Annotated in this window: 14 protein-coding genes; 7 read left to right on the top strand and 7 right to left on the bottom strand. The window is 52.7% G+C overall.

Translation table 11 applies throughout. From position 1 onward, the window contains the following. The first annotated feature begins 5 nt into the window (after positions 1–5). The 7 genes from DCC81_RS16415 to ppsA all read left to right on the top strand — a co-directional run bounded on the left by DCC81_RS16415 (position 6) and on the right by ppsA (position 10286). On the top strand, positions 6–2336 hold the full coding sequence (locus DCC81_RS16415; protein ID WP_108687677.1) for a Gldg family protein: 2331 nt from the start codon (positions 6–8) through the stop codon (positions 2334–2336). A gap of 15 nt (positions 2337–2351) precedes the next feature. After that, a complete protein-coding gene (locus DCC81_RS16410) occupies positions 2352–3659 on the top strand; it encodes a MutS-related protein (protein WP_108687676.1) in 1308 nt (435 codons plus the stop codon). 10 nt (positions 3660–3669) lie between these two features. Further along, positions 3670–4986, top strand: a complete 1317-nt coding sequence (locus tag DCC81_RS16405; protein ID WP_108688283.1) for a MutS-related protein — start codon at positions 3670–3672, stop codon at positions 4984–4986. 28 nt (positions 4987–5014) lie between these two features. Next, entirely contained in the window at positions 5015–6496 is a 1482-nt protein-coding gene (locus DCC81_RS16400; protein ID WP_108687675.1) for a S41 family peptidase, read from the top strand. A gap of 76 nt (positions 6497–6572) precedes the next feature. Continuing rightward, a complete protein-coding gene (locus tag DCC81_RS16395) occupies positions 6573–7181 on the top strand; it encodes an alpha-ketoglutarate-dependent dioxygenase AlkB family protein (protein ID WP_108687674.1) in 609 nt (202 codons plus the stop codon). 119 nt (positions 7182–7300) lie between these two features. Next, complete coding sequence (locus DCC81_RS16390) at positions 7301–7759, top strand: MarR family winged helix-turn-helix transcriptional regulator (RefSeq protein WP_108687673.1); 459 nt, start codon at positions 7301–7303, stop codon at positions 7757–7759. A 1-nt stretch (position 7760) separates the two neighbouring features. Continuing rightward, positions 7761–10286 carry a phosphoenolpyruvate synthase gene (ppsA, locus tag DCC81_RS16385; RefSeq protein WP_108687672.1) on the top strand — a complete coding sequence of 842 codons (2526 nt, stop codon included), beginning with the start codon at positions 7761–7763 and terminating at the stop codon, positions 10284–10286. A 42-nt stretch (positions 10287–10328) separates the two neighbouring features. Here ppsA and DCC81_RS16380 read toward each other — a convergent pair whose 3' ends face one another. The 7 genes from DCC81_RS16380 to DCC81_RS16350 form a co-directional block, all read right to left on the bottom strand. Further along, positions 10329–11639, bottom strand: a complete 1311-nt coding sequence (locus DCC81_RS16380; protein ID WP_108687671.1) for a sensor histidine kinase — start codon at positions 11637–11639, stop codon at positions 10329–10331. A 284-nt stretch (positions 11640–11923) separates the two neighbouring features. Beyond that, a complete protein-coding gene (locus DCC81_RS16375; protein WP_108687670.1) occupies positions 11924–13087 on the bottom strand; it encodes an MFS transporter in 1164 nt (387 codons plus the stop codon). 212 nt (positions 13088–13299) lie between these two features. Further along, the gene (locus DCC81_RS16370) at positions 13300–14619 is read right to left on the bottom strand and encodes a DUF4302 domain-containing protein (RefSeq protein WP_108687669.1); all 1320 of its coding nucleotides are present in this window, start codon (positions 14617–14619) and stop codon (positions 13300–13302) included. 6 nt (positions 14620–14625) lie between these two features. After that, positions 14626–15978 (bottom strand): zinc-binding metallopeptidase, encoded by a 1353-nt coding sequence (locus DCC81_RS16365; protein ID WP_108687668.1) that lies wholly within the window; start codon positions 15976–15978, stop codon positions 14626–14628. A 21-nt stretch (positions 15979–15999) separates the two neighbouring features. Beyond that, positions 16000–17466, bottom strand: coding sequence for a RagB/SusD family nutrient uptake outer membrane protein (locus tag DCC81_RS16360; protein WP_108687667.1), 1467 nt, complete (start codon positions 17464–17466; stop codon positions 16000–16002). Positions 17467–17477: 11 nt separating this feature from the next. Continuing rightward, complete coding sequence (locus DCC81_RS16355; RefSeq protein ID WP_108687666.1) at positions 17478–21131, bottom strand: SusC/RagA family TonB-linked outer membrane protein; 3654 nt, start codon at positions 21129–21131, stop codon at positions 17478–17480. Between the two features lie 32 nt (positions 21132–21163). Then, complete coding sequence (locus DCC81_RS16350) at positions 21164–22174, bottom strand: FecR family protein (protein WP_108687665.1); 1011 nt, start codon at positions 22172–22174, stop codon at positions 21164–21166. Positions 22175–22188: the final 14 nt, after the last annotated feature.

Below are 22188 nucleotides of genomic sequence, written 5' to 3'. Positions count from 1 at the left end.
CCTACATGAAGATGATATTCAAGATCGCGGGAACGGAACTGCGCAACCTGTTCTTTTCCCCGGTAGCCTGGTTTTTAACAATTGCTTTTATGGTGCAATGCGGGGTGTATTACACCTCTGCACTGTACCCCGTAGCCAAATGGCAGGAGGTGCTGCGGGAGAACACACCGGGGTTTAAAACCCTGGGTATACCCATGACCGCCTCCATTTTCCTGCCACAGGACGGCATTTTCACAAATGTGCTGCAGAACCTTTACCTGTTTGTGCCCCTGCTCACCATGGGGCTCATCAGCCGCGAGATCAACAGTGGCACCATCAAACTGCTGTATTCATCACCCGTAAAGGTGCGGGAGATCGTACTGGGCAAATACCTGGCCATCATGCTCTACAACCTGCTGCTGGTGGGTATTGTGGGTGTATTCATCGTAACGGGGCTGATCAATATACAACATGCGGATTATGGATTATTACTTTCCGCGGTGCTGGGATTTTATCTGCTGGTATGTGCTTATACCGCCATTGGCCTGTTCATGTCCAGCCTTTCCAGCTACCAGATCGTGTCCGCCATTGGCAGCTTTATTGTCATTTTTATACTGAGCCGCATTGGTGGCCTGTGGCAGAAATATGATCTTATCCGGGACCTTACTTACTTCCTCTCGCTCTCCGGCCGCACCACTAAAATGCTGAAAGGGCTGATCACCACCAAAGACGTGATCTACTTTATCCTCATCGTATACCTGTTTGTAAGCTTTACCCTCATAAAACTGAAAGGTGGCCGGGAGTCAAAGCCCTGGTACCTGAAAGCCACGCGGTACGTGGTAGTGTCCGTATCAGTACTGTTTTTGGGGTATTTCAGCTCCCTGCCCGGATGGATAGGCTATTGGGATACCACTGCTACCAACAGCAACACCCTCAATGAAAACACGCAGGCGGTGATCAAAGAAATGAAGGGCGCACCGCTGGAGATCACGCTGTATTGCAATCTCTTTGGCAGCGGCGTAGCGCGTGGGCTGCCGGAAAACCGCAATGATTACCTGTGGAACCTGTGGGAACCTTACCTGCGCTTTAAACCGGACATCGACTTCAAATACGTTTACTACTACGACGTGCCCGATCATGACAGCACCTTGTACATCACCTGGGGTGGTAAGAGCCAGCAGGAGATTGCAAAAAAAATGTGCGAAGGCTATGACATCCGCCCTACCCTGTTCAAGCCGGGACCGGAAGTGCGTAAGCTGATAGACCTGGCACCGGAGAACTACCGCCTGGTGATGCAGCTGAAATACAAGGGCAAGACCACTTTCCTGCGCACCTTTGAAGACGCCATTTTCTGGCCGGAAGAGCAGCAGGTGGCAGCAGCCTTTAACCGCTTGCTGCAGCCGGCCATGCCCAAAGAAGTATTCCTGACCGGTAACCTAGAAAGGGATATTTATAAAAAAGGCGAAAGGGAATACAACATGCATTCCCTCTCCAAAGACAACCGCTATTCCCTGATCAACATTGGGTTTGACGCTGACACGCTGGCCGTGGAAACACAGGACATCCCCGCCGGCACCACCACCCTGGTACTGGCCGATCCTAAAACAGCGCTGAGCCCTGCCACTATGGAAAAACTGCAACGCTACATCGATAACGGCGGCAACATGTTCATTCTCGGTGAGCCTGGCAAACAGCAGATACTAAACCCATTGCTGGCGCAACTGGGCGTACGCATGATGGATGGCACCCTCATAGAGCTGTCCAAAGATGAGATGCCGCAGATGGTGAAACCCTTCATTACCCGCGAGGCCACTGACCTCTCCAAGGAACCGATACTGGACCTGCTAAAGGAACAATTCCGGGAAGGAAGCGACAGCCTGCCCCTGCTCATGCCGGGCGTTACCGGGCTGGAATGGCGCAATGACGGCCCTTACACTGTAAAACCATTGTTGCAGACCGCTACCAACAAGGTGTGGCTGAAGGCCGGCGTACTGGTAACAGACTCCGTGCCACCGGTATTTACGCCGGCTGAAGGTGATACCAAAATGCCGCGCTACACCACCGCCATTGGGCTGAGCCGCAACATACAGGGAAAAGAACAGCGCATCGTCGTTACCGCCGATGCAGACTATCTCAGTAACCTGCGCCAGGGTGGAGGATTTATGAGCCGCACATTCTACTCCTGGATGGACTATGGAAAATTCCCCATCTACATTCCTAAGCCTAAAGCACGGGACCTGGTACTGAACATCGGTTCTACCGGCGCAGGTATCCTCAGGATCGTGTACGTGTGGGTACTCCCGGGCTGTGTATTGCTGCTGGGCACCGTACTGCTCATCCGGAGAAAAAGAAAATAATTAAAACAGGAACACATGATCTTGCACACAGATGACCAGACAATAGAAGACCTGCGGATCTTTGGGAAGCGCGACAGCAAAGGCATCTACGATCTTTATAACCAAACCCGCACCAGGGGCGGCGAAGGCATACTGGCAGAGATGTTCCGCCATCCTTTGTGCAACCGGGACGAAATAAACAGGCGGAGCAGCCTCATAGCACATTTTGCACAACACAGCGTGCAGTTCCCCTTCAGCGCTTCCCTGTTTGACATGGCAGAGAAATACCTCGCTAACGCAAACGCGCAAACGAAAAATGCCACCCGCAATGCAGCCCTCAGTGAAAAAGACATCAACAATGGCGTGGCAGCGGTAATAGGGCTGATACAGCAGGTATACTCGTTCATTAGTACAGATGCGGTGCAGCGCATTGCGGCCTATGACCGGGAGCGGCAGGAGATAGCCGCTATCGTAACGCACCCTTCTTTTGACCCGGTGCACCAGGAAAAAAGCAATGCCAAGCTATCCTACGCCGCTGTAACCGCTTATGACCTGCTGTTCCGCACCCGCGAACGTGGCAACATTGAAAAGCTGCTGCAACATGTCTATTACCTTGATGTATACATTTCCGTAGCAGGTGTGGCCACGGCCAGGCAGTTTGTATTTCCCAAAGCTGTAGAGAAAGGCGGAGACCTGTTACTGCTGGAAGGCGTATACCATCCCGGCCTGCAATCCGCCGTGGGTAACGATGTACGCCTCAACGCGCAGGAGCACGTGATCTTCCTTACGGGCGCCAACATGGCCGGCAAGTCTACTTTCCTGCGCGCGCTCAGCACGGCCGTATACCTGGCACATATGGGATTCCCGGTGGCTGCAAGGCGGATGGAATTTGTAGTGCTGGACGGTATTTATACCACCATCAACCTGCCGGACAACCTGGGCATGGGCGCCAGCCATTTCTATGCAGAAGTACTGCGTGTCAAAAAAATAGCGGCGGCGCTCCATGCCGGGAAATCCCTGCTGGTGATCTTCGATGAACTGTTCCGCGGCACTAATGTAAAAGACGCGCACGAAGCCACCGTGGCCATTACCAGGGCATTTGCCAGGAAGCTGGATAGCCTCTTCGTGATCTCTTCCCATATCGTGGAAGCGGGTGATGACCTGGAAAGGGAGGACGGCATCGGGTTCCGCTACCTGCCCACCCGCATGAAGGGGCATACGCCGGAATACACCTACACCCTGGAACGTGGCATTACTGACGACCGCCATGGTATGATCATCATCCGCAATGAAGGCATCCTCGACATCCTGCAGCATGGCCGCAAACGTGCCGTGGAGCAATAAAAGCACTGTTATGAGTTTTAATATAGACAAACAAACCGCGGAGGAACTGAACCTCATGGGTAAGTACCGCGCAGGCTCTGTATACCACCTGTTCAACCAGGTGAAAACAGCCGGCGGGCAGCAGGTGCTGGACAGCATTTTCCGCCATCCACTGGAAGATGCGGAAACCATCAATGAAAGAGCCGCCACGTTCCAGGCCTTTCAAAAAGCAAACCTTGCCTTCCCCTTTGATGTATCGCAATTAACGCTGATGCGGGAATACCTGGACACCCGCGCCGCCGGCAATGCAGCCATTGCCATGCTGGATACGCTGGTTAAAAAAGGGCTTTCCTCCCTGACCCGCGATGAAAGATACCGTAAGCAGGTGCAGGGACTGCAGGCTACCATTGTAACACTGAAAAACTGCTACGTGCTCCTGCAGGTAATGCCGCCTGTTACGGAACAGTATGCGCTGAAAGTGGCCGCCATCCGGGCTATCCTGGCAGACAGGGAGGTAGACAAACTAATGAATGTAGACATCTACAAATCATTACCGGTAAGTACGCTGGCTGCCTATGACCACCTGTTGAAAGGGCGCCTGCATGCAGCCATGGAACAGGTGCTGGACTTTATTTACGAGCTGGATATGTACATCGCCGTGAGTGAGGTGGCAAGGACCAGGAACTTCCATTATGCCACGGCGCTGCCCAAAGGGAAGAACACCTTCTCCGTGAAAGGACTGCGCCACCCCTGCCTGCAAAGCGCTGTGGGCAATGATCTGCGCATGGAGGAAGGCAGTAACGTATTATTCCTGACCGGGGCTAATATGGCAGGTAAATCCACGCTGATGAAGTCCGTAGGCATCTGCATGTACCTGGCCCATATGGGTTTTCCCGTGGCAGCGGAAGCGATGGTGTTTTCCGTGCGGGAAGGCATTTGTTCCTCCATCAACGTGGCAGATAATATACAACTGGGCTACAGCCATTTCTATGCAGAGGTGGTGCGCGTAAAAGAAGCCGCCACCGCTGCCGCCAGCGGCAAACGCCTGCTGCTCATGTTTGACGAACTATTCAAGGGCACGAACGTGAAGGATGCCTACGATGGCACACTGGCTGTAACGGCGGCTTTTGCGGAATACCAGGACTGCCTGTTCATTGTATCCACCCATATCATTGAAGTAGGCGAAGCCCTGCGCAGCAACCGCAATATCCAGTTTGCCTACCTGCCCACCGTCATGGAAGGATCGCGCCCACGCTACACCTACCGCCTGCAGGAAGGCATTACGGAAGACCGGCAGGGTATGATGATCATCCGCAATGAAGGCATCCTGGAACTCATCGGGTCCTGACGTTTCTTAACATTCAAAAACCAACCATATGAAGCGATTGATATTTTCCGGGATGGCTGCGCTGCTGTGCTTTTACAGCATGCAGGCGCAGGCCCAGGAAAAAAAACTGGTAAACCTGACCAAAGAGGATTTCATTGCAGACTTCCGCCTGGCGGCAACCATCCTGCAACAGCAACATCCCAATCCCTATAAGTTCATTGATTCTGTAAGTTTCCAGCGCAAGGTGGATTCCCTGACAGTGCTGATGCGCAATGCACCCGATGTGGTGTCCTGCCTGCAATACTCCCCGGTGTACCTGCTGAAAGACGTGCATACCAGCCTCACGATCAGCAATGAAAATGTGAAGGAACTGTACGGTATGATCAACCTGTTTCCTTATCCGGTAGTGATAGAGCGCGGGAAGATCTTTATGAATATGAAAGGCGGCGCCATTCCTTTTGGTGCGGAAATCACCAGCATCAACAACCTGGCGGTAAAAGACATCCTGCAGGATTTGTCGGCCCCTGCATACAGTGATGGCTACATCACCAGCGGCATGGACCGGCTGTACCCAAATTTCCAGCTGATGTATAGCCTCCTTTCTCCCCACCAGCCATCCTTCCCGGTAACCTATATTGTCCCCGGCACCACGGACACCAAAAAGGTAATCCTGCCTGCTGCCAGTACCACACAGGCTTTCCATGATGGCAGGATGGCAGTATTGCCCATTAACCTGCTGCAGCACACCTACGCCATCTATGATAACTATGACGACCCTACGAAAACGGGCACGCTTACGGTAAACACCTTTAACATCAATGAGTCTGACGCCTACAAGCAGTTCAGCGAATTTTTCCGGGAGGTGAACCGGCGGAAATACAAACAGGTGATCATTGATATACGCAGTAATGGTGGTGGCAACCCTGCTATTTCCGCACTGTTGTATTCTTTCATGACGGAGGGCCCTTTCCGCAATATCTACAACTACCGCACCCGCACCATTGACATTGCCTTCCCGGAATATGCAGTGGCGGATAACGGCAGGCGCCTGTCTGATGATGACCTGCAAACCCAGAAGAACTTCCTTTACCAGCGTTTTGATAAGGACAGCAACGGCTTGTACGTGGGAAATGCCCGCTTGCGCGATGGTTTGCTGGAAAATTTTCCACCGGATAAAGATGCCTTTCACGGGAAAATATACGTGCTTGCAGGCGGCGGCACCGTGTCTGCGGCCACCTACTTTGCATCGCTGGTGCAGCAACACAAGCGGGGCGTGGTCATTGGCCACGAAACCGGCAGCGGGGAGGTGGTTACCACCGCAGCATGGTTTATGAGATACCTGCTGCCTGCCACCAAGAGCGTGTTATCCGTACCAATGTCTGAGCTGTATTTCTTTAATGCCGCGGAAGACAAGGGCCATGGCGCCATGCCGGACCTGGAAGTGCCCATGAATAAGTTCACCGCCTATCTCCAGGCCGGCAAAGACCCGGAGATGAGCTTCACCATGGAGCTTATCAACAGCAATAAATAAAAGTGTGGTCACCTGTCGTTTACAAAGTGCCTCCAACCGGTGTTGGGGGCACTTCTTTTTTATATAGATTTGATACATGGACCTATTCAATCAGACACCGGATAAAAATCAGAACCTTCTCCCCTATGACGGCACCGTAAACTACTACGGCCGGGTGCTCTCCCACGCACCGGCACACGCTTTATTCCACACACTACTGGAAACCATTGACTGGCAGCCGGATAAGCTGCGCATGTTTGGAAAAATCATCGTCACCAAAAGAAAAGTGGCCTGGTACGGCAGTAACCCTTACCAGTACACGTATTCCAACGCCACCAAAACAGCACTCCCCTGGACCGCCGCACTGCTGGAACTAAAAACGCTGGTGGAACAAGCCACCGGCGAGACCTTCAACACCTGCCTGCTAAACCTCTACCACAACGGGGAAGAAGGCTCCTCCTGGCATAGCGATGATGAGCCCGACTTAAAACAACATGGCGCCATTGCTTCCATAAGCTTGGGCGCCGAAAGAAACTTCCTGTTCAAACACAAGCAAACAAAAGAAAAAGTAGCCATCCTCCTGGAACATGGCAGCCTGCTGCTCATGAAAAACGAGACCCAAAGCCGCTGGCTGCACAGTCTTCCCACCACCAGGAAAATAACCACTCCCCGGATAAACCTCACCTTCAGGACCATTGTTGTGTAACCCATCCCCATTCCCCCTGTTCACCCTGCAATCTTGATAAGATCAAATAAAAAATCCAATCAAACCACTTTTCCGTATTTATCTTTGTCACTAAGATAATTATCCGTCAAGATATATTTATGGACAACACCGATAACGTCACCGCCATCCGGCGCCTGAGCCAGCAGTATGCGTATACCGCCCTGCAAATGCATGAAACCGTGGCCCGCAGGGCAGGCCTGCCGGGTACAGACCATAAATACCTGGGCTTTTTCCTGCAGAAGGGCGCGATGACAGCCGGCGAACTGGCAGCCCTCACCGGCCTCACCACCGGGGCTGTAACGGGCCTGGTAGACCGCTTTGAAAAGAAAAAACTGGTAAAGAGACGCCCTGCAGCAGACGACCGCCGCAAGGTGATCATTGCGCCGGACACCAAGGCGATCATGGCGCTGCTAAAGCCCCTTTACAAAACCTATCGCAGTAAATCCGAGCAACTCATTGCGTCTTTCTCGGATAAGGAACTGGCTGTGCTGGAAGCCTATTTCCGCCAGGCCGTTGCCATCATGGAAAACACCACCCATCACCTTAACAACGAATAATATGCATCCTTATATACTTGGCTTCCACGAACCCGGTGCAAAGAACCCTGCCCTCACTGGTGGTAAAGGCGCCAACCTGGCCGCTTTGAGCGCCATGCCGGGCATATCTGTACCAGCAGGCTTTTGCATTACAACAGCGGTATACCGGGAAATAACAACACACAACCTTGCATTCAACACCCTGCTGGCCCAATTGGAGACGTTGAAAATAACAGACCGGGATGCCATCCGCGACATTAGCGCAAACATCCGTGCAGCCATTACAGCCACACCCCTTCCTTCCACACTTGTTACAGCGATGGCGGAGCAACTGCATTTGTTCAAAGAAAACCAGGCCTTTGCGGTACGTTCCAGCGCCACGGCAGAAGACCTTCCCCATGCATCCTTTGCAGGCCAGCAAGACAGTTACCTGGACATTACCGGCCTGGCCTCCCTCCTCCGGCATGTTAGTAAATGCATGGCATCCCTGTACACGGAACGCGCCGTGATCTACCGCATGCAGCAAGGGTTTGACCACCGCAAGGTGCAACTGTCCGTGGTGATCCAGCAAATGGTACCCGCGGAGGCGGCAGGCATGCTCTTTACTGCGGATCCTGTAACCGGGCACCGGAAAATATCGTCCATTGATGCCGGATTAGGGCTAGGAGCAGCATTGGTAGCCGGAATGGTAAACGCGGATCATTACAAGGTAAGTGAAGGCAGCATTATCGAAAAAAAGACTGGCAACGGTCAGGTGCTTACCGACCTGCAGGCCTTGCAACTGGCGGAACTGGGCCACGCCATTGAACAACATTTTGGCGGCCCACAGGATATTGAATGGTGCCTGGCGGGAAATGCTTTTTATATAGTGCAAAGCCGGCCCATCACCACCTTGTTCCCCCTACCCGCCGTGCCGGATAATGCATACCACGTTTATGTTTCCGTGGGCCACCAGCAGATGATGACAGATGCCATGAAACCACTGGGGCTATCCGTTTTCCAGCACACCGCCGGCCGCACGATGTACAATGCAGGCGGCAGGTTGTTTGTGGACATTGCACCAGACCTGGCCATTCCTGAAAAAAGAACCGTGCTGGTAGATGTTCTGGGCAAGGCGGACCCGCTTTTCAAAGATGCATTGCATACCCTCCTGGAGCGCAATCATTTTCCCAGCCCCCCGGAAACACCCGCCGGCAGTAGCGCCCCGGCCTTCCATACCCTGAACGATTATGACCCATCCGTGGTGCAGGAACTGATACAGAAAAACCAGGCATCTGTACAAAAGCTGCAAGAGGACATTCAAACACAAAGCGGTGCAGCGCTGATCGATTTCATCCTGGATGACATTGCACACATGCGTAAAATCCTGTGGGACCCGCAAAATTTTGGCGTAGTGATGACCAGCATGAATGCCGCCTTCTGGATCAATGATAAGATGCAGGAATGGCTGGGAGAAAAGAATGCGGCAGACACCCTGGTGCAATCCGCGCCCTACAACATCACTGCGGAAATGGGCCTTGCCCTCATGGGCGTAGCAGACGTAATACGCCCTTACCCGGAGATCATCGCCTTCCTGCAGCAAGCCACCGCTGAAAATTTCCCCGGTGGCCTGGTCAATTTCAACGGCGGGCAGCAAGTCCTGGATGCCATTCGTGATTTCCTGCACAAATATGGCATGCGCTGCGCCGGGGAAATAGACATCACTAAAACCCGCTGGCAGGAAAAACCGGTTACACTCGTACCGGTTATCCTCAACAATATCAAAACCTTTGCACCGCATGCCGCGCAGCAGAAATTTGAGCAGGGCCTGCAGGAAGCACTGGAAAAGGAAAGATCATTGCGGGAGCGGCTGCTGCAACTGCCGGATGGCGCGGAAAAAGCCAGGGAAACAACGCGCATGATCCGCCTGCTGCGCAACCTGGCCGGCTACCGTGAATATCCCAAGTACGGCAACGTAGCGCGCTACTTCATTTACAAACAGGCTTTGCTCCGGGAGGCACAACAACTGGTGCAGCTACAGGTATTGCAGGAAGCAACAGACATTTATTATCTCACCCTGGAAGAGCTGCGGGATGTCCTGGACACGCACAGTGTAGACAACACGCTGATCGCCACACGCAAAAATGAGGTCCTACAATTTGAGAAGCTGACACCTCCAAGGATCATGACCTCGGATGGGGAGATCATCACCGGCGCATACAGGCGGGAGCACCTGCCCGCCGGTGCCATGGCAGGCCTTGCGGTATCTTCCGGCATAGTGGAAGGAAGGGCGCGTGTGATAGTAAACATGGAGCAGGCAGACCTGGCGCCAGGCGATATCCTGGTAACAACATTTACAGATCCCAGCTGGACGCCGCTGTTTGTATCCATCAAAGGCCTGGTAACGGAAGTAGGAGGGCTCATGACCCACGGTGCGGTCATTGCCCGGGAATATGGCCTGCCGGCCGTGGTGGGCGTAGAAAACGCCACAAAACTGATCAGAGACGGGCAACGCATCCGGGTGAACGGAACTGACGGATATGTAGCGCTATTAAGCAAGGCACCCTAACGCGGTAAATACTTTGCAGCCACCACCGGCAGGATGGGCAATTTAAAACTCTTCCTCTTCCTGCACGGGCTCCCCTTTCGGAAAAACGAGCGTAAAAGTGGTGCCCATGCCCGGGTTGCTTTCCACGCTGATAGCCCCGTTATTCATCATCGCAAATTCATGGCTCAGCAGCAATCCCAGCCCAAATCCCCGCTCCCCGGCGGTGCCATATTCGGGCTGCTGGGCGGAGGTGAACAGTGATTTTAATTGCCGGTTGCTCATCCCTGCGCCCTGGTCAGTGATCCGGATGGAAACACGATCCCCATCCAACTCCGTGGCAATAATTATTTCACCACCCTCTTTGCTAAACTTTAGCGCATTGCTGAAAACATTGCGGAAGATCACCGCCACCTGGTCACGATCTGCCCGGATGGTATGCCCCTGCAAGATCCTTTTTTTGACAACCACCTTTTTCTGGTGGATGGCAAGATCAAAAAAGTCCAGCACTTCCTGGACCAGGGACAGGACGCCAAAATCCTGCGGAGTGGTCTGGATGCCCTGCAGGTTCCGGGTACTCCATCTCAGCAGGTTATCCAGCGTACGGTTGAACTGTGTGATCTTTTCCGAGAGTATGCCAGTGGCTTCCGTCATATACCGGTCGTCCACCAGCCCTTCATGGAACATGGTCAACAGTCCTTCCAGCGTGGCCAGCGGGCTACGGATGTCATGTGCCAAGATGGAAAAAAGTTTTTCTTTATCCTTGTTCATGGCCAGCAATGCCTGCCGCTGGTACTCTATTGATTTCAGGTTATCCGCCTGGATGCGTTTAAAGAAACCAAGATATGACATCATGCAGATGATGGCCACCGCAATATTGGACCACACCTGGTATTGGCTTACGGGCGGGCCAAGCAGTGGCGGCTGGGGAAATAGCAGTACCGCCACAAAACAGCCACCAGCAAGCCCCACGAGGCACAACAACAACCACCCCCTGTCATAGATCAGCATCACAACGATCAATATCAGCAACAGGTAGTATTCCGCCCCATTGTGAAAATACAGGCCGGATATGGTGTAAACCACGATACTGAAACTGATCACTATCAGCCTGGCGCTGAGGTGCATCCGGCGGCTGTGCAGCACCAGCAAGATCGTCATGGACACGATGTTCAGGAGGTTGAGCATCGCCAGCCCATAGTACCGGTTAAAAAGATTCAGGACCAGGTAAACGAACATCAGGAAGATACCGGGAACAGCGGCCAAATTCAACAACTTGGTGCGCCTGGCCTCGATATAGGGCATAGATGGATCTATACCCAGGTTAATGGTATTGTTCCAGGCTGCAGCAACGCGCACAAAAATAGAGTTCCACATCTACATAGTAATATTAAATAATAGCCTTGTTGGCAATGCGAAGGGGCTTGTTTCCGTGTGCAAGTCACATAACAATTTTTCCATTGGATTACCCTGCCCCGGAAGCCCTAATAGGATTTACGGCCGAATGTAAGCAAAATAAGGATTCGTAAATAAAACGTCCCGGACCATAGCGGAGCGTACCGTAAATACGGAACGCACCTGGCATAGTTTTTACGCCGGATTTTCACAGCAAAGCCGCATAGACCCCGGATCTGTGCAGCTTTACATTTTTTTGTGCGTGGTTATAGCGCCATTTTGCGCTGGCGGGTAAACTTCAGTATGTACCCGGTGCAGATCAGCAGGCCTATGAACGTCATGCCCACACCGATCAGGGAAGGATAATTATATGCATATCCCATGGCCAGCGGAATGCCCCCCAGGAAGGCGCCCGCGGCATTGGCCACGTTGAAGGCGGCCTGCATGAACGCAGCGCCCATCATCTCTGCCTGCGGTGCAGATTCCATCATCATGATGTTGATGGGTGCAGAAACAGACATGGACAAGCCTCCGCACAGGAAGGTGAGCACCATGGCCACGATCGTGTATTGTGCAAAGAAGAACACGCCCAGTAAAGCAAACATCATCAGGAACAACAGGATCACCGTGGTACGGGCCGCGCCAATGCGGTCGGACAGGATACCACCCAGTAAATTACCCACTACCATACCGGCACCGGCCAGCACCATCACGTAGGCCATGTGCGCGGGTTGTACACCCGCTACTTCTGTCATCAGCGGGGTAATGTAGCTAAACCATGCAAACAGGCCACCAAAGCCAATGGCGGTGATCAGCAACACATACCAGGTTTGCCCGCTGGTAAGGAAATGCAGTTCATTCTTCACGTGCGTTCTCTCTTCCACTTCCATATCCGGCAGCCAAACGGCCAGGAACACGATGGTGATCAGCCCTATCAGGCTTACAATGGCAAAGTAGAAACGCCAGTGATACGTATGCCCAATGAAAGTGACCAGCGGCACCATGGCCAGGTTTGCCACGGTAAGCCCGGTAAACATCAGTGAAATATACAACGCCTCTCTTCCTTTGCCCGCCAGGCGGGAAGCTACCACCGTGCCCACGCCAAAGAAAGCGCCGTGCGGCAGGCCGGATAAAAAGCGGGCCACCATCATGAGGCCGTAATTGGATACAACAGCCGATAACCCGTTGAACAAAGAAAACAGGATCATCAATCCCAGTAACACTTTCTTGGGCGGCTTGCTCACCGCATACCGGATGAGCAGGGGCGCTCCGATCACTACCCCCAATGCATAAGCGGAGATCAGGTGGCCTGCTTCGGGAATATCCACCTTCAGGGAATGCGCAATATCCGGCAGTAACCCCATGATCGTAAACTCTGTGGTACCAATTCCCAGCCCACCAATAGCCAGTGGTATAACACGCTTGTCCATCGTTCTTCCTTTAAATTTTTAGCATACTGTACGGGGCCGTTCCAACTTTTGAAGACCGCAAGTTACGCAATACCGCCTGCTTTGTCATATTAAAAAATTGTACAAAGCTATTATTAATCTGATGGCCACAGCCGGCACATCCGCCCAAAACAAAGCCTGCCACGCATTCCGCGCGGCAGGCTGTTATGGAAGATTTGGGGCTATTTTACCGGTTAGTTCAGCGTACCCGTAAAGGTAAAGTCGGGATTCTCCACGTCTTTGAACTGGCCCAGCACCTGCCCGGTGCCCTGGTCCACGTAATAATCCAGTGTGAAGTGATCCACGTTCAGGCGCTGCTTGGTGAGCGGGGCCATGTCGTTGCCGATCAGGGAAGCGTTGCCGCTCAGGGCCGCTGCTGTAAAGGTATACACCCCATCCGCCGTTTTCGTGTAGCTGTAGTTAAAGTCTGCAATGAACTTGTTGCTGCCCTGGTAAATGTCCAGCTCAAAGGTCACCTTGGAATTATCCACGTTGAACATGGCCTGGAGGCGGTCCATGCGCAAACCGTAAGGGCCGTTGGCCATGGAGGTGGATGCTGCGGCCCTGCGGGTCACAAAGTCAGATCCCCAGCCCGGGTAGGTAGTAGCATAAGGAATAATGATATCCGTGTAGCTGATGCCAATGAGCAGGTGCAGGGGCAGGATGGGCGTAGCAGATACCTGCACGGTCACTTTCTGTCCGTCTACCATGGCATAGAGTTCCTGTTTATCCGCATCCCAAAGCAGCTCCGTGATCTTTTTACCGTTGTACACCAGCGGCTCTTTCAGCGTTAAGCCAGTAAGCGTGGTGGCAAAGGGCGTAGCAATGGAGTTCACAACACCTTTGTCGTCTACCCAGGTAAGAGTGACTGCCTTGGTAGCAAAGTTGATTGAAGTGGCCACCTTGGTGGTGCCATCCAATACCAGGTACAGGTTCTGGTTGACACTGGTATAGTTCACCATGTCCATCAGGATGGATTTCAACCCGCCAGCCTTGAATGCTGCCGCCTGTGCCGCGGTTGCTTTTACCATCAGCATTTTGCTGTCGTTCAGGTTACCATGCATGGTCATGGAATCGGTAGTGAGGGTGTCTATGCTGAATTCAAAATCAGAATACAGTCCCCAGCCCATCACACCGCCATTCTGGTTGGCATCCGGGTCGGCCAGTACATGCATGTAGTTGTACGTATCAAAGAATAATGCGGGCGATATGGCCTGCCTTACCTTGTAACTGCTTTCCATTGGATCAGCGGCCATATCAAAGCTAAGGTCCGCTATCATATTCACACGGTTACTGTCGGAGAAGGTCATATAAAAGGAGTAGCCGCCACCTCCATCAGGGTACAGGTATGCGATCCACCCGTCTTTATTGCCGGTCAGCGCATCCTGGTATTTTTTCAAAGCCGCCGCCGTGCGCTCTTCGGGGCGCTGTCCGGTGGCCGGTTCAGTTTCCTCTTTTTTACAGGCGGTCATAAAACCCGCCAGCAAAGCGATATAAACGATCAGTTTCTTCATGTTGTTTTAGTTTAAAACGCCAATCAAATAAGAATTGGGATCACTTACCTTATAGAAGGCAGCCTTAGCCCCTTTTGCGCCCTGCGACCCTGGCACTACATCCGGCGCCCAGTCCAGGTGGAAAGGCGTGTTCTTGATGTAGCCATCCACGGTTGTCATCCACGCGCTTATAAACTGCATGTTGGAATACACCGTGCCACTTGGTTGCGGAGACACCGGCACCAGCGTTACCAGGCCTGCCGCGCGGTCGGTGAATACCATGTCATAATCCGTATCGCCATAGTAAGTGGTGGTACCTGCGGCATTGGTAAAGTAATAGCGCAGGGTCATCTTGCTATCGGAAGTGAAGGTCATATCATATTTCACCAGCGGGAAGTTGTGGGAAGCCATCGTTGCTTTGGCGGCATTCCAGGCCGTCATGAATTCCGCTGATTGCGGCGTTTCGGTAGAGGGGCTCGCGGCAAACTTCGTATACAGGCTGTTGGGTCCAAGCGAGTTGCCCAGGATCACCGGCGCCGTAGCCTGCACGGCGGCCTGCACCTGGCGTTGCAGTTCATAGAAGTCAATGTTCCAGGCACTCTTGAAATAGGTCACTACGATCTGCTCCTTGGCGCGCAGCTTTGCCTGGGGATCTGCCGGCAGTGCATTCACAATGTTGTTATACTCGTAGCTGCCCATCATCAGCATGTTGGCCACCATTTCTGCAAAATCTTCCACCGGGTTGTCACGGGAGTACTGGGTAATGAAGCCCAGGGAGCGCGCTTCAGACAGGCTGAAGTTGTACCAGTTTGCCGTGTAATCCGCTTTGGTTACCAGGCCAAAAGCCGGGTCCACCGCGGCCTTCTGGTTGAGGATGTGGGTAAACTCGTGCTGGATCACCTGGATCATCTGCTTTACATTACCGGGATTGGTATGGTCAAAATAGTTGATCACGTACAGCACGATCTTGCGCCCACCTTCTGCAGTACCCAGGGTAATGGTGCCATCATCATTGAACTCCGGGCTGCCCACCAGTACAAACTGTTTGGGTGCATTGAGCTTCATAAAATCTGCACCGCCTACTTTCTCATATGGTCTTATCCAAACGTCCGTTACCGTTTGCATGGCCGGTTCCACCTGGTCTTCCAGCGGGGGCACCATGTCTTTGGACAGGTTCAGCTCAAACGGGTCCCAGCGGTACTTTACCTCGATATTGTAAGGCACCACGAAATTGGCATCCAGCCATTTGTCCAGGGCCGTTTTGGGCAGGTTGTTCTGGTCAATGGCGTCCAGGTTGGTGCTCAGTTTTTCATCTTTTTTACAAGCGCTGAACGCAAACAATACCAACGCCAGCAAATTGATGATATATAGCTTTTTCATGTTTGACAAGTTTTGATATTGTTATCTCGGGTTTAAGGGCACGTTGGAAAGCGCAACCTCTTCCGGCAGCTGGAACAGGCGGCGGGGATCGTCCGGCTGCAGCGTTACATAGGTATCGCTATTGTTCTGCGCCTTCACATTGTGTACCACCGGCAGTTTCAGGCGGATAATATCCAGCCAGCGCAGGCCTTCCTGTATGAACTCGCGTTTCTTGAAGTCCAGGATGGTCTGTACCAGTCCTTGCTTGGGATCACTGATGCCATAGAAGTCCTCGATCTTAGCCAGCGTTACCCCATGGGTAGCCGGATTGTAGTTGCGGATGCGGGTGCTGGCAAAAGTGTTGATGTCTGCCAGAGCCAGGTCATTCTGCCCGAGGTTTGCATAGGCCTCTGCCCTGTTCATCAGCAGCTCATCTGCGGTGAACTGTATCATCATGGCATACGGGATACCGATGTTCGCATTAGGGCTGGAACGTACAAACAGCTCATTCCATTTCAGCAAAGTGAAGTTGGCACCGCCGTAGCTGTACATTTTTTCACCACTGAAATTAGTGCCTGTTACCATCTGTGTGCTCAATTCATCATTGAGGTAATAACCCATTCCATAGCGGTAGAAGGAGTTATTACGCGCCCAGATGGAAGGGGCTTCTGTGAGCAGCAGGTTGGAATTCTGCGAAGCCTGGGTGAACATGATCTGCATTTCATTGGCAGATGCATTGTAGTATGTTGTGTTCCACGGGCGGATATTGGAAGCAAAGCTATTGCCCGGGAAGGCGGCCGTTGCATATTCCACTACCTTGTCATATTCGTGCTTGAACAGGTAGAAGCGGGCGGCAAATGCATAAGCAGCAGCCGTATTGAAATGGTATTTGGGTACGGCGTAAGCACTGTTGCGCAGCAGGGGCAGGCCTTCCAGCAGGTCCTTTTCGATCTTGTCATAGGTTTCCTGCACGGTACCGCGGTCGTATTTTTGAAATACCACTTTTTCAGGCGTAACCACATACGGAATGCCGGGCGCAGTGTTCTTGCCACCCGGTTCGTACGGGGTGGCATATAAAATGGCCAGCATAAAATGGGCATAAGCGCGGGCCACCAGCGCCTCGCCTTTGTAAGGCTGGTAGGGCTTGGGGTCGGCTGCTTTGGCAATGGCGTCCAGGGCCGCGTTGGCCGCTGCAATGGCCGCGTAGCTGGCATTCCAGAAGCCGGTGGGCGAACCGCCATCGCGGCTGCGCACATCCGTCCAGTTATAGGCGTCCTGGTTCATGGGGTCCAGGGTACCTACGTTGATGCCCTTGTCTTCGGCGTTGTCTGATGCCGCCTCCGTGAAAGTGGCATAGTCTGCCTGCGTGTAAGCAGTGCCCAGTATTTCGGCCACTTTCTGTACCGTGTTCAGTTGGGTACGCTGGTCCGGCGCCTGTTCCAGGTATTTTTTACAGGAGGTGCCAGACAGTAGCAGTGCGGCGGATAGGAGAAGATATTTTGATTTCATGAGATGCAGTATTAGAGTCCAACCTTGAGCGATAATGTGAATTGGCGCGGAATGGGCAATGCCACACCACCGGCACCAAAGAATTCAGGATCCTGGCCATTCAGCTTTTTATCCGCGTAGATCAGCCACACGTTGTTAGCCACCAGCGTAAGGGATGCCGTTTTCAGGCCCGCCCGGCGCACCAGGGTAGGCGGCATCATGTAGCCCAGGGACACTGTTTTCAGTCTCACGAAGCCACCATCTGCCACGCGTGCATCAGAGTAGTTGTAGTTGTTGTACGGGTAGCCATCCAGCTTACCGGATTCACGGGGTGTGATGATGGAAGGTACGTTGGTGTGCGCTTCATCACCCGGCATTTCCCAGCGTTTCAGGAAGATGGAGGACATGGCATCCAGGTCGGTATAGCTGGTTTTGAAAATGGGGTTCAGCCTTACCTTGTTGCCTGCACTGAAAGTTAACAGGGCAGAGAAAGTGAGCGCCTTGTACCGCACGGAGTTATAGTAACCGCCGGTAAACGTAGGATCCACCGGGCCTTCGTAATGGAGGTACTTGGTCACGTCACTCTGCAGGTACACGTTGGTGCTGCGCGTACCGTCTTCATTGGTAAAATAGGGAATACCGGTCAGGTGGTCGAGGCCAACAAACGGAATGGAAAAAAGACCGCGTTGTGCATATCCTTCCTGGGCACCGCCATCAGGCTTTACCAGGTCAAAGATATTGGGCTGATTCTTCAGGTTCGTGATCTTGTTCTTATTGTGCGCAAAGGTGAGCTGCGTATTCCAGCTCCAGTCCTTCTGCTTGATGATGGCAATGCCCAGGGTAACTTCCTGGCCTTTGGAGCGCATGTCTGCGTAGTTGGCCACCTTGGTCTCTTCCCCGCCAATACCGGAAGTACGGATAGGCCCGATCAGGTCAAAACCACGGCGGTCATAATAATCCGCGGTAAGGGTAATGCGGTCTCCCAGGAAACCCAGGTCCAGGCCCAGGTCCAGTTCTTTCTGCTTTTCAAAGGTCAGCTCTGAGTTTTCCAGGCCGGCAATGTACAGCACCGTTTCCCTTTCAGAAAGATAAGGACGGTTTGTGGTATGCGCCTGCAGGTACAGGCTGGAGTTGGTAGCAGGGCCCATGCTGGCGGTAAGGCCATAAGTGGCACGCAGCCTGGCGCTGCTCAGTACATGCAGCAGGCGGGTATTGCGCTGCATGAAATTCTCGTTGTCAATATTCCAGGCACCAGACACGTTCCAGGTGGGCAGCCAGCGGGCAGTCTTGGACTGTCCCAGCAGGTTAGAACCATCATAACGGCCGGTGGCATTGAAGCTATACTTACCCTTGTAGGAGTAAGCCGCGCGCATCTGGTAGTTCAGATAACGCTCGTAGTTATAGTTCATGCTGTAGTAGTTGAAGTTGGACTCCACGTTCTGCTTCACGATGTTGGGATCAATGAAGGGAACGCCCCCCTGGTCAAACTGGTAGCCGTAACCATCAAAGGTTTTGTGCTGGCGGTTAATATAGCGCAGCTCCTGTGCAGCATACACATTCACCAGGTGGTCCTGGCGGAAAGAAGTGTTCCACTCCAGCGCATTACGGAAATAATAGTTGGTAATGTTATCATCCACCGTGTTATAAAAACCACCATAAGGCAGTACCGTTACCGGCAGCGCATTCGGATCGTCCGGGTTGTGGTACAGGAAACGGTTGTTATTCATAATGGTGGTGTTCTGCTCTGCCACACCTGCGCGGTAAGCCTCGGCCTGGTTAGAGTTTTCCGTCACCTTATGTTCCTGGCTGGTTTTAGCATAGCGGTAAGAACCATCGAAGGAGTATTGCAGCGTTTTGGTGATCTTGTATTTCAGCCCACCCTGTCCTTTAAAGTCTATCTGGGTAAGGCCCAGTGTATTGTTCTGCAACTCATGGATGATATTGAACGGCGCGTAGTCGCGGGTAAAATATTCCAGGTTGCCCTGGTCATCATACGGCGTCAGTACGCGGCTGGTGTTGAGCGCATAGCTGAAGGGATTGATGTCAAAGTCACGGTCGTACTGGCCAAACACCGGGTTGCTCAAACGGCCTAATGTACCGGGTGCCATCTGGTCACGCACGGAGGCTTGTGTGAGTAACTCAAATGAAAGACGGTCGTTGATCTTGAAAGAACCTCTCAGGTTGCCGGTAAAGCGTTTTACATTGTCCCCGATGCTCCAGCCGTTATCGTGGAGAAAGCTGGTGGATGCATAGAACTGTGATCTTTCAGAACCGGAAGACACGCTCAGGGAGTGTTCCATCATCAGCGAATTTTTGAACAGCACATCAAACCAGTTGGTGTTGGCATCCGCATAGCGCTGCAGGAAAGCCTTTTCACTGGGGATGTTGTTGTTCAGCTTATAATTGCCGGTAGCGGTATCATAATCGTACATCTCATTGTACATCTTGGTAAATACGCCGCCATTGGCATTATTAGCCGTTGAAGAGTGGTTCAGCCATCCTTTGTTCAGCATCTCCAGGTATACGTTCATCTGGTCTGAAGAATTCAGGATGTCGTAGCTGCTGTAAGAAGGTTTCAGGTAAGAAGTGAAGTTACCGGTGTAAGAAATATTCGGTACACCGGCGGTGTTCTTACCTTTCTTGGTGGTCACTACGATCACCCCGTTCATGGCGCGGGCGCCGTATTGCGCGGTAGCGGCAGCGTCTTTCAGGATCACGAAGCTCTCAATGTCGTCAGGGTTCAAACCCGCTACAGAAGAGCCGATCAGCGTATTGGGGTCGCCGGTGGAAAGCTGTTCGTTGGAGATGTTCACCACGTCTTCCAGCACCACGCCGTCTACCACCCACAGCGGTTTATTATCACCGTTGATAGAGGTGGCGCCACGCACGCGGATCTTGGGCGCCGCACCAAACGTACCGGATACGTTCTGCACAGATACACCGGCTACGCGGCCTTCCAGCATGCGGCTTACGTCGGTGATACCATCGCGCTTCACGTCCGATCCTTTCAGCGTGGTAGCTGCGCCGGTAAAGAGCTTGCGGTCCAGGGTCTGGTAACCCGTGGCCACTACGTCCACTTCACTGAGCGACTTACTTTCCTGCTGCAGTTCAATGTTGAATACGGGATTGCTGCCGCTTACCACCCGCTCCACAGACTTGTAGCCAACCATGGAAAATACCAGGACACCGTTCTGCGGCACTTTGATGGCAAATTCACCATTACCATTTGTAGTGGTACCGGTACGCGTGCCTTTGAGCATTACGTTCACACCGGGCAGGGGTACTGTATTACTGCCTTCCCTGGTAGTAATGCGGCCCTTTACCACCACGTTGTCATCTGCCGCTTTAGGCGCTATAGTGGCCTTTTTGAGGATCACATTATTCCCTACAATGGTGTATTCAATGCCCGCCTGGGAAGGCAGGTCGCGCAAAGCATCGTCCAGCTTGCCGGAGTTGCGGCGGCGGGAATTAATGGCGATCACCAGGTCTTTGTTGATCTCCGATCCATCATAAATGAAGGCAACATGGAACGTGTTCTCCAGCTGCTTCAGGTAAGGTTCCAGCTTCTCCGATGTGGGAGCCTGCCGGGCAAAAAGTGGTGCTCCCGGGTTCAGCGAGAACAACATACCCAATAGGGATACTTGGCAAAGCCATACGGCCCGCCTGCGGTAAAGATTTTGGTTCATACGCTACAAGTTAGATTGGCATTTTATAGAGATTATTTGTTCTTGACGATTAACCGGTCCCCCTGCTGCTCTATCCGGATGGGGTACGTCTGTTCCAGCAACTTGATCACTTCTTCCAGGCTATTGTTATTGAATGTGGCGTTTAATTTCCCGAGGTTGGAAAGATTGGTATCCAGGTCTATCTGCACATGGTAATGATCTTCCAGTTTGCCGAACACTTTTTTCAAAGGTTCATCCACAAAACGGAGCTCACCGGTAAGCCATGCATCGCTGTTCTGATTTTGATTGCTATAGGTGATGATGCTATCTGTTTGCAGGTTGTAACGCGCTATGGTACCTGCGTTCAGCACGGCCATGGGCTGGTTGTCCGACAGGAACATGACACGGCCTGTTTTCACATCCACAGCGATATGGGTGGTATCCTTGTGAATATTAAAACTGGTGCCCAGTACTTTTACCGCCGTCCTGTCCATCGTTACGGTAAAGGGTCGCATGGAGTCCTGCGCAATTTTGAAGAACGCGTCTCCATTTTCCAATACAATGTTCCGGTTGTCTGCCACAAATTTTTCAGGGTAAGCCAGGGTGGTGTTAACATCCAGGTACACCGTAGAACCATCGCTCAGCTGCAGGGAGTCACGGAGCTGGTGCGTGGCGCGGGTCAACATTTTCACCGTTCCCTTCCGGGTAAGGCGGTACCCGCCTGCTACTGCCAGCAGGGCGGCCACAGCAGCGGCAGCGCTCCAGGCCCAGCGCTTCCTGCGGGAACGGGCTGCGCCGGCCTCATAAGCAGCATACATGCCGGGTACAGCGCCCGGCAGCGGGGACATTTTTTCTTCTAATCTTGCTACAGCCGTAGCTACATCGATGTCACGCAATACACTGGCCGCGGACGAAGCTTGCCATAATTTACAGACCTCCCGGTAATAGGTCTCATTGCCAGGGGCCTGTGCTCTCCAGTTCTCTACAGCGGTGGACAGGTGCTCGTCTTCAGGGGTGTTAAGGTGCCGTACGATCAATAATAACGCTTGATCCTCCAGGGCCATTTAGATTTGGTTTG

The sequence above is a fragment of the Chitinophaga parva genome (genome assembly GCF_003071345.1).
In the GTDB taxonomy this organism is placed as follows: domain Bacteria; phylum Bacteroidota; class Bacteroidia; order Chitinophagales; family Chitinophagaceae; genus Chitinophaga; species Chitinophaga parva.
The sequence above is the reverse complement of the archived record's forward strand: the minus strand, read 5'-3'. Positions and strand labels throughout refer to the sequence as shown.

Bases quoted from the DNA above. Each gene is read 5' to 3' on its own strand.
- DCC81_RS16415 (WP_108687677.1), top strand. From the start codon at position 6: ATGAAGATGATATTCAAGATCGCGGGAACGGAACTGCGCAACCTGTTC.
- DCC81_RS16410 (WP_108687676.1), top strand. From the start codon at position 2,352: ATGATCTTGCACACAGATGACCAGACAATAGAAGACCTGCGGATCTTT.
- DCC81_RS16405 (WP_108688283.1), top strand. From the start codon at position 3,670: ATGAGTTTTAATATAGACAAACAAACCGCGGAGGAACTGAACCTCATG.
- DCC81_RS16400 (WP_108687675.1), top strand. From the start codon at position 5,015: ATGAAGCGATTGATATTTTCCGGGATGGCTGCGCTGCTGTGCTTTTAC.
- DCC81_RS16395 (WP_108687674.1), top strand. From the start codon at position 6,573: ATGGACCTATTCAATCAGACACCGGATAAAAATCAGAACCTTCTCCCC.
- DCC81_RS16390 (WP_108687673.1), top strand. From the start codon at position 7,301: ATGGACAACACCGATAACGTCACCGCCATCCGGCGCCTGAGCCAGCAG.
- ppsA (WP_108687672.1), top strand. From the start codon at position 7,761: ATGCATCCTTATATACTTGGCTTCCACGAACCCGGTGCAAAGAACCCT.
- DCC81_RS16380 (WP_108687671.1), bottom strand. From the start codon at position 11,639: ATGTGGAACTCTATTTTTGTGCGCGTTGCTGCAGCCTGGAACAATACC.
- DCC81_RS16375 (WP_108687670.1), bottom strand. From the start codon at position 13,087: ATGGACAAGCGTGTTATACCACTGGCTATTGGTGGGCTGGGAATTGGT.
- DCC81_RS16370 (WP_108687669.1), bottom strand. From the start codon at position 14,619: ATGAAGAAACTGATCGTTTATATCGCTTTGCTGGCGGGTTTTATGACC.
- DCC81_RS16365 (WP_108687668.1), bottom strand. From the start codon at position 15,978: ATGAAAAAGCTATATATCATCAATTTGCTGGCGTTGGTATTGTTTGCG.
- DCC81_RS16360 (WP_108687667.1), bottom strand. From the start codon at position 17,466: ATGAAATCAAAATATCTTCTCCTATCCGCCGCACTGCTACTGTCTGGC.
- DCC81_RS16355 (WP_108687666.1), bottom strand. From the start codon at position 21,131: ATGAACCAAAATCTTTACCGCAGGCGGGCCGTATGGCTTTGCCAAGTA.
- DCC81_RS16350 (WP_108687665.1), bottom strand. From the start codon at position 22,174: ATGGCCCTGGAGGATCAAGCGTTATTATTGATCGTACGGCACCTTAAC.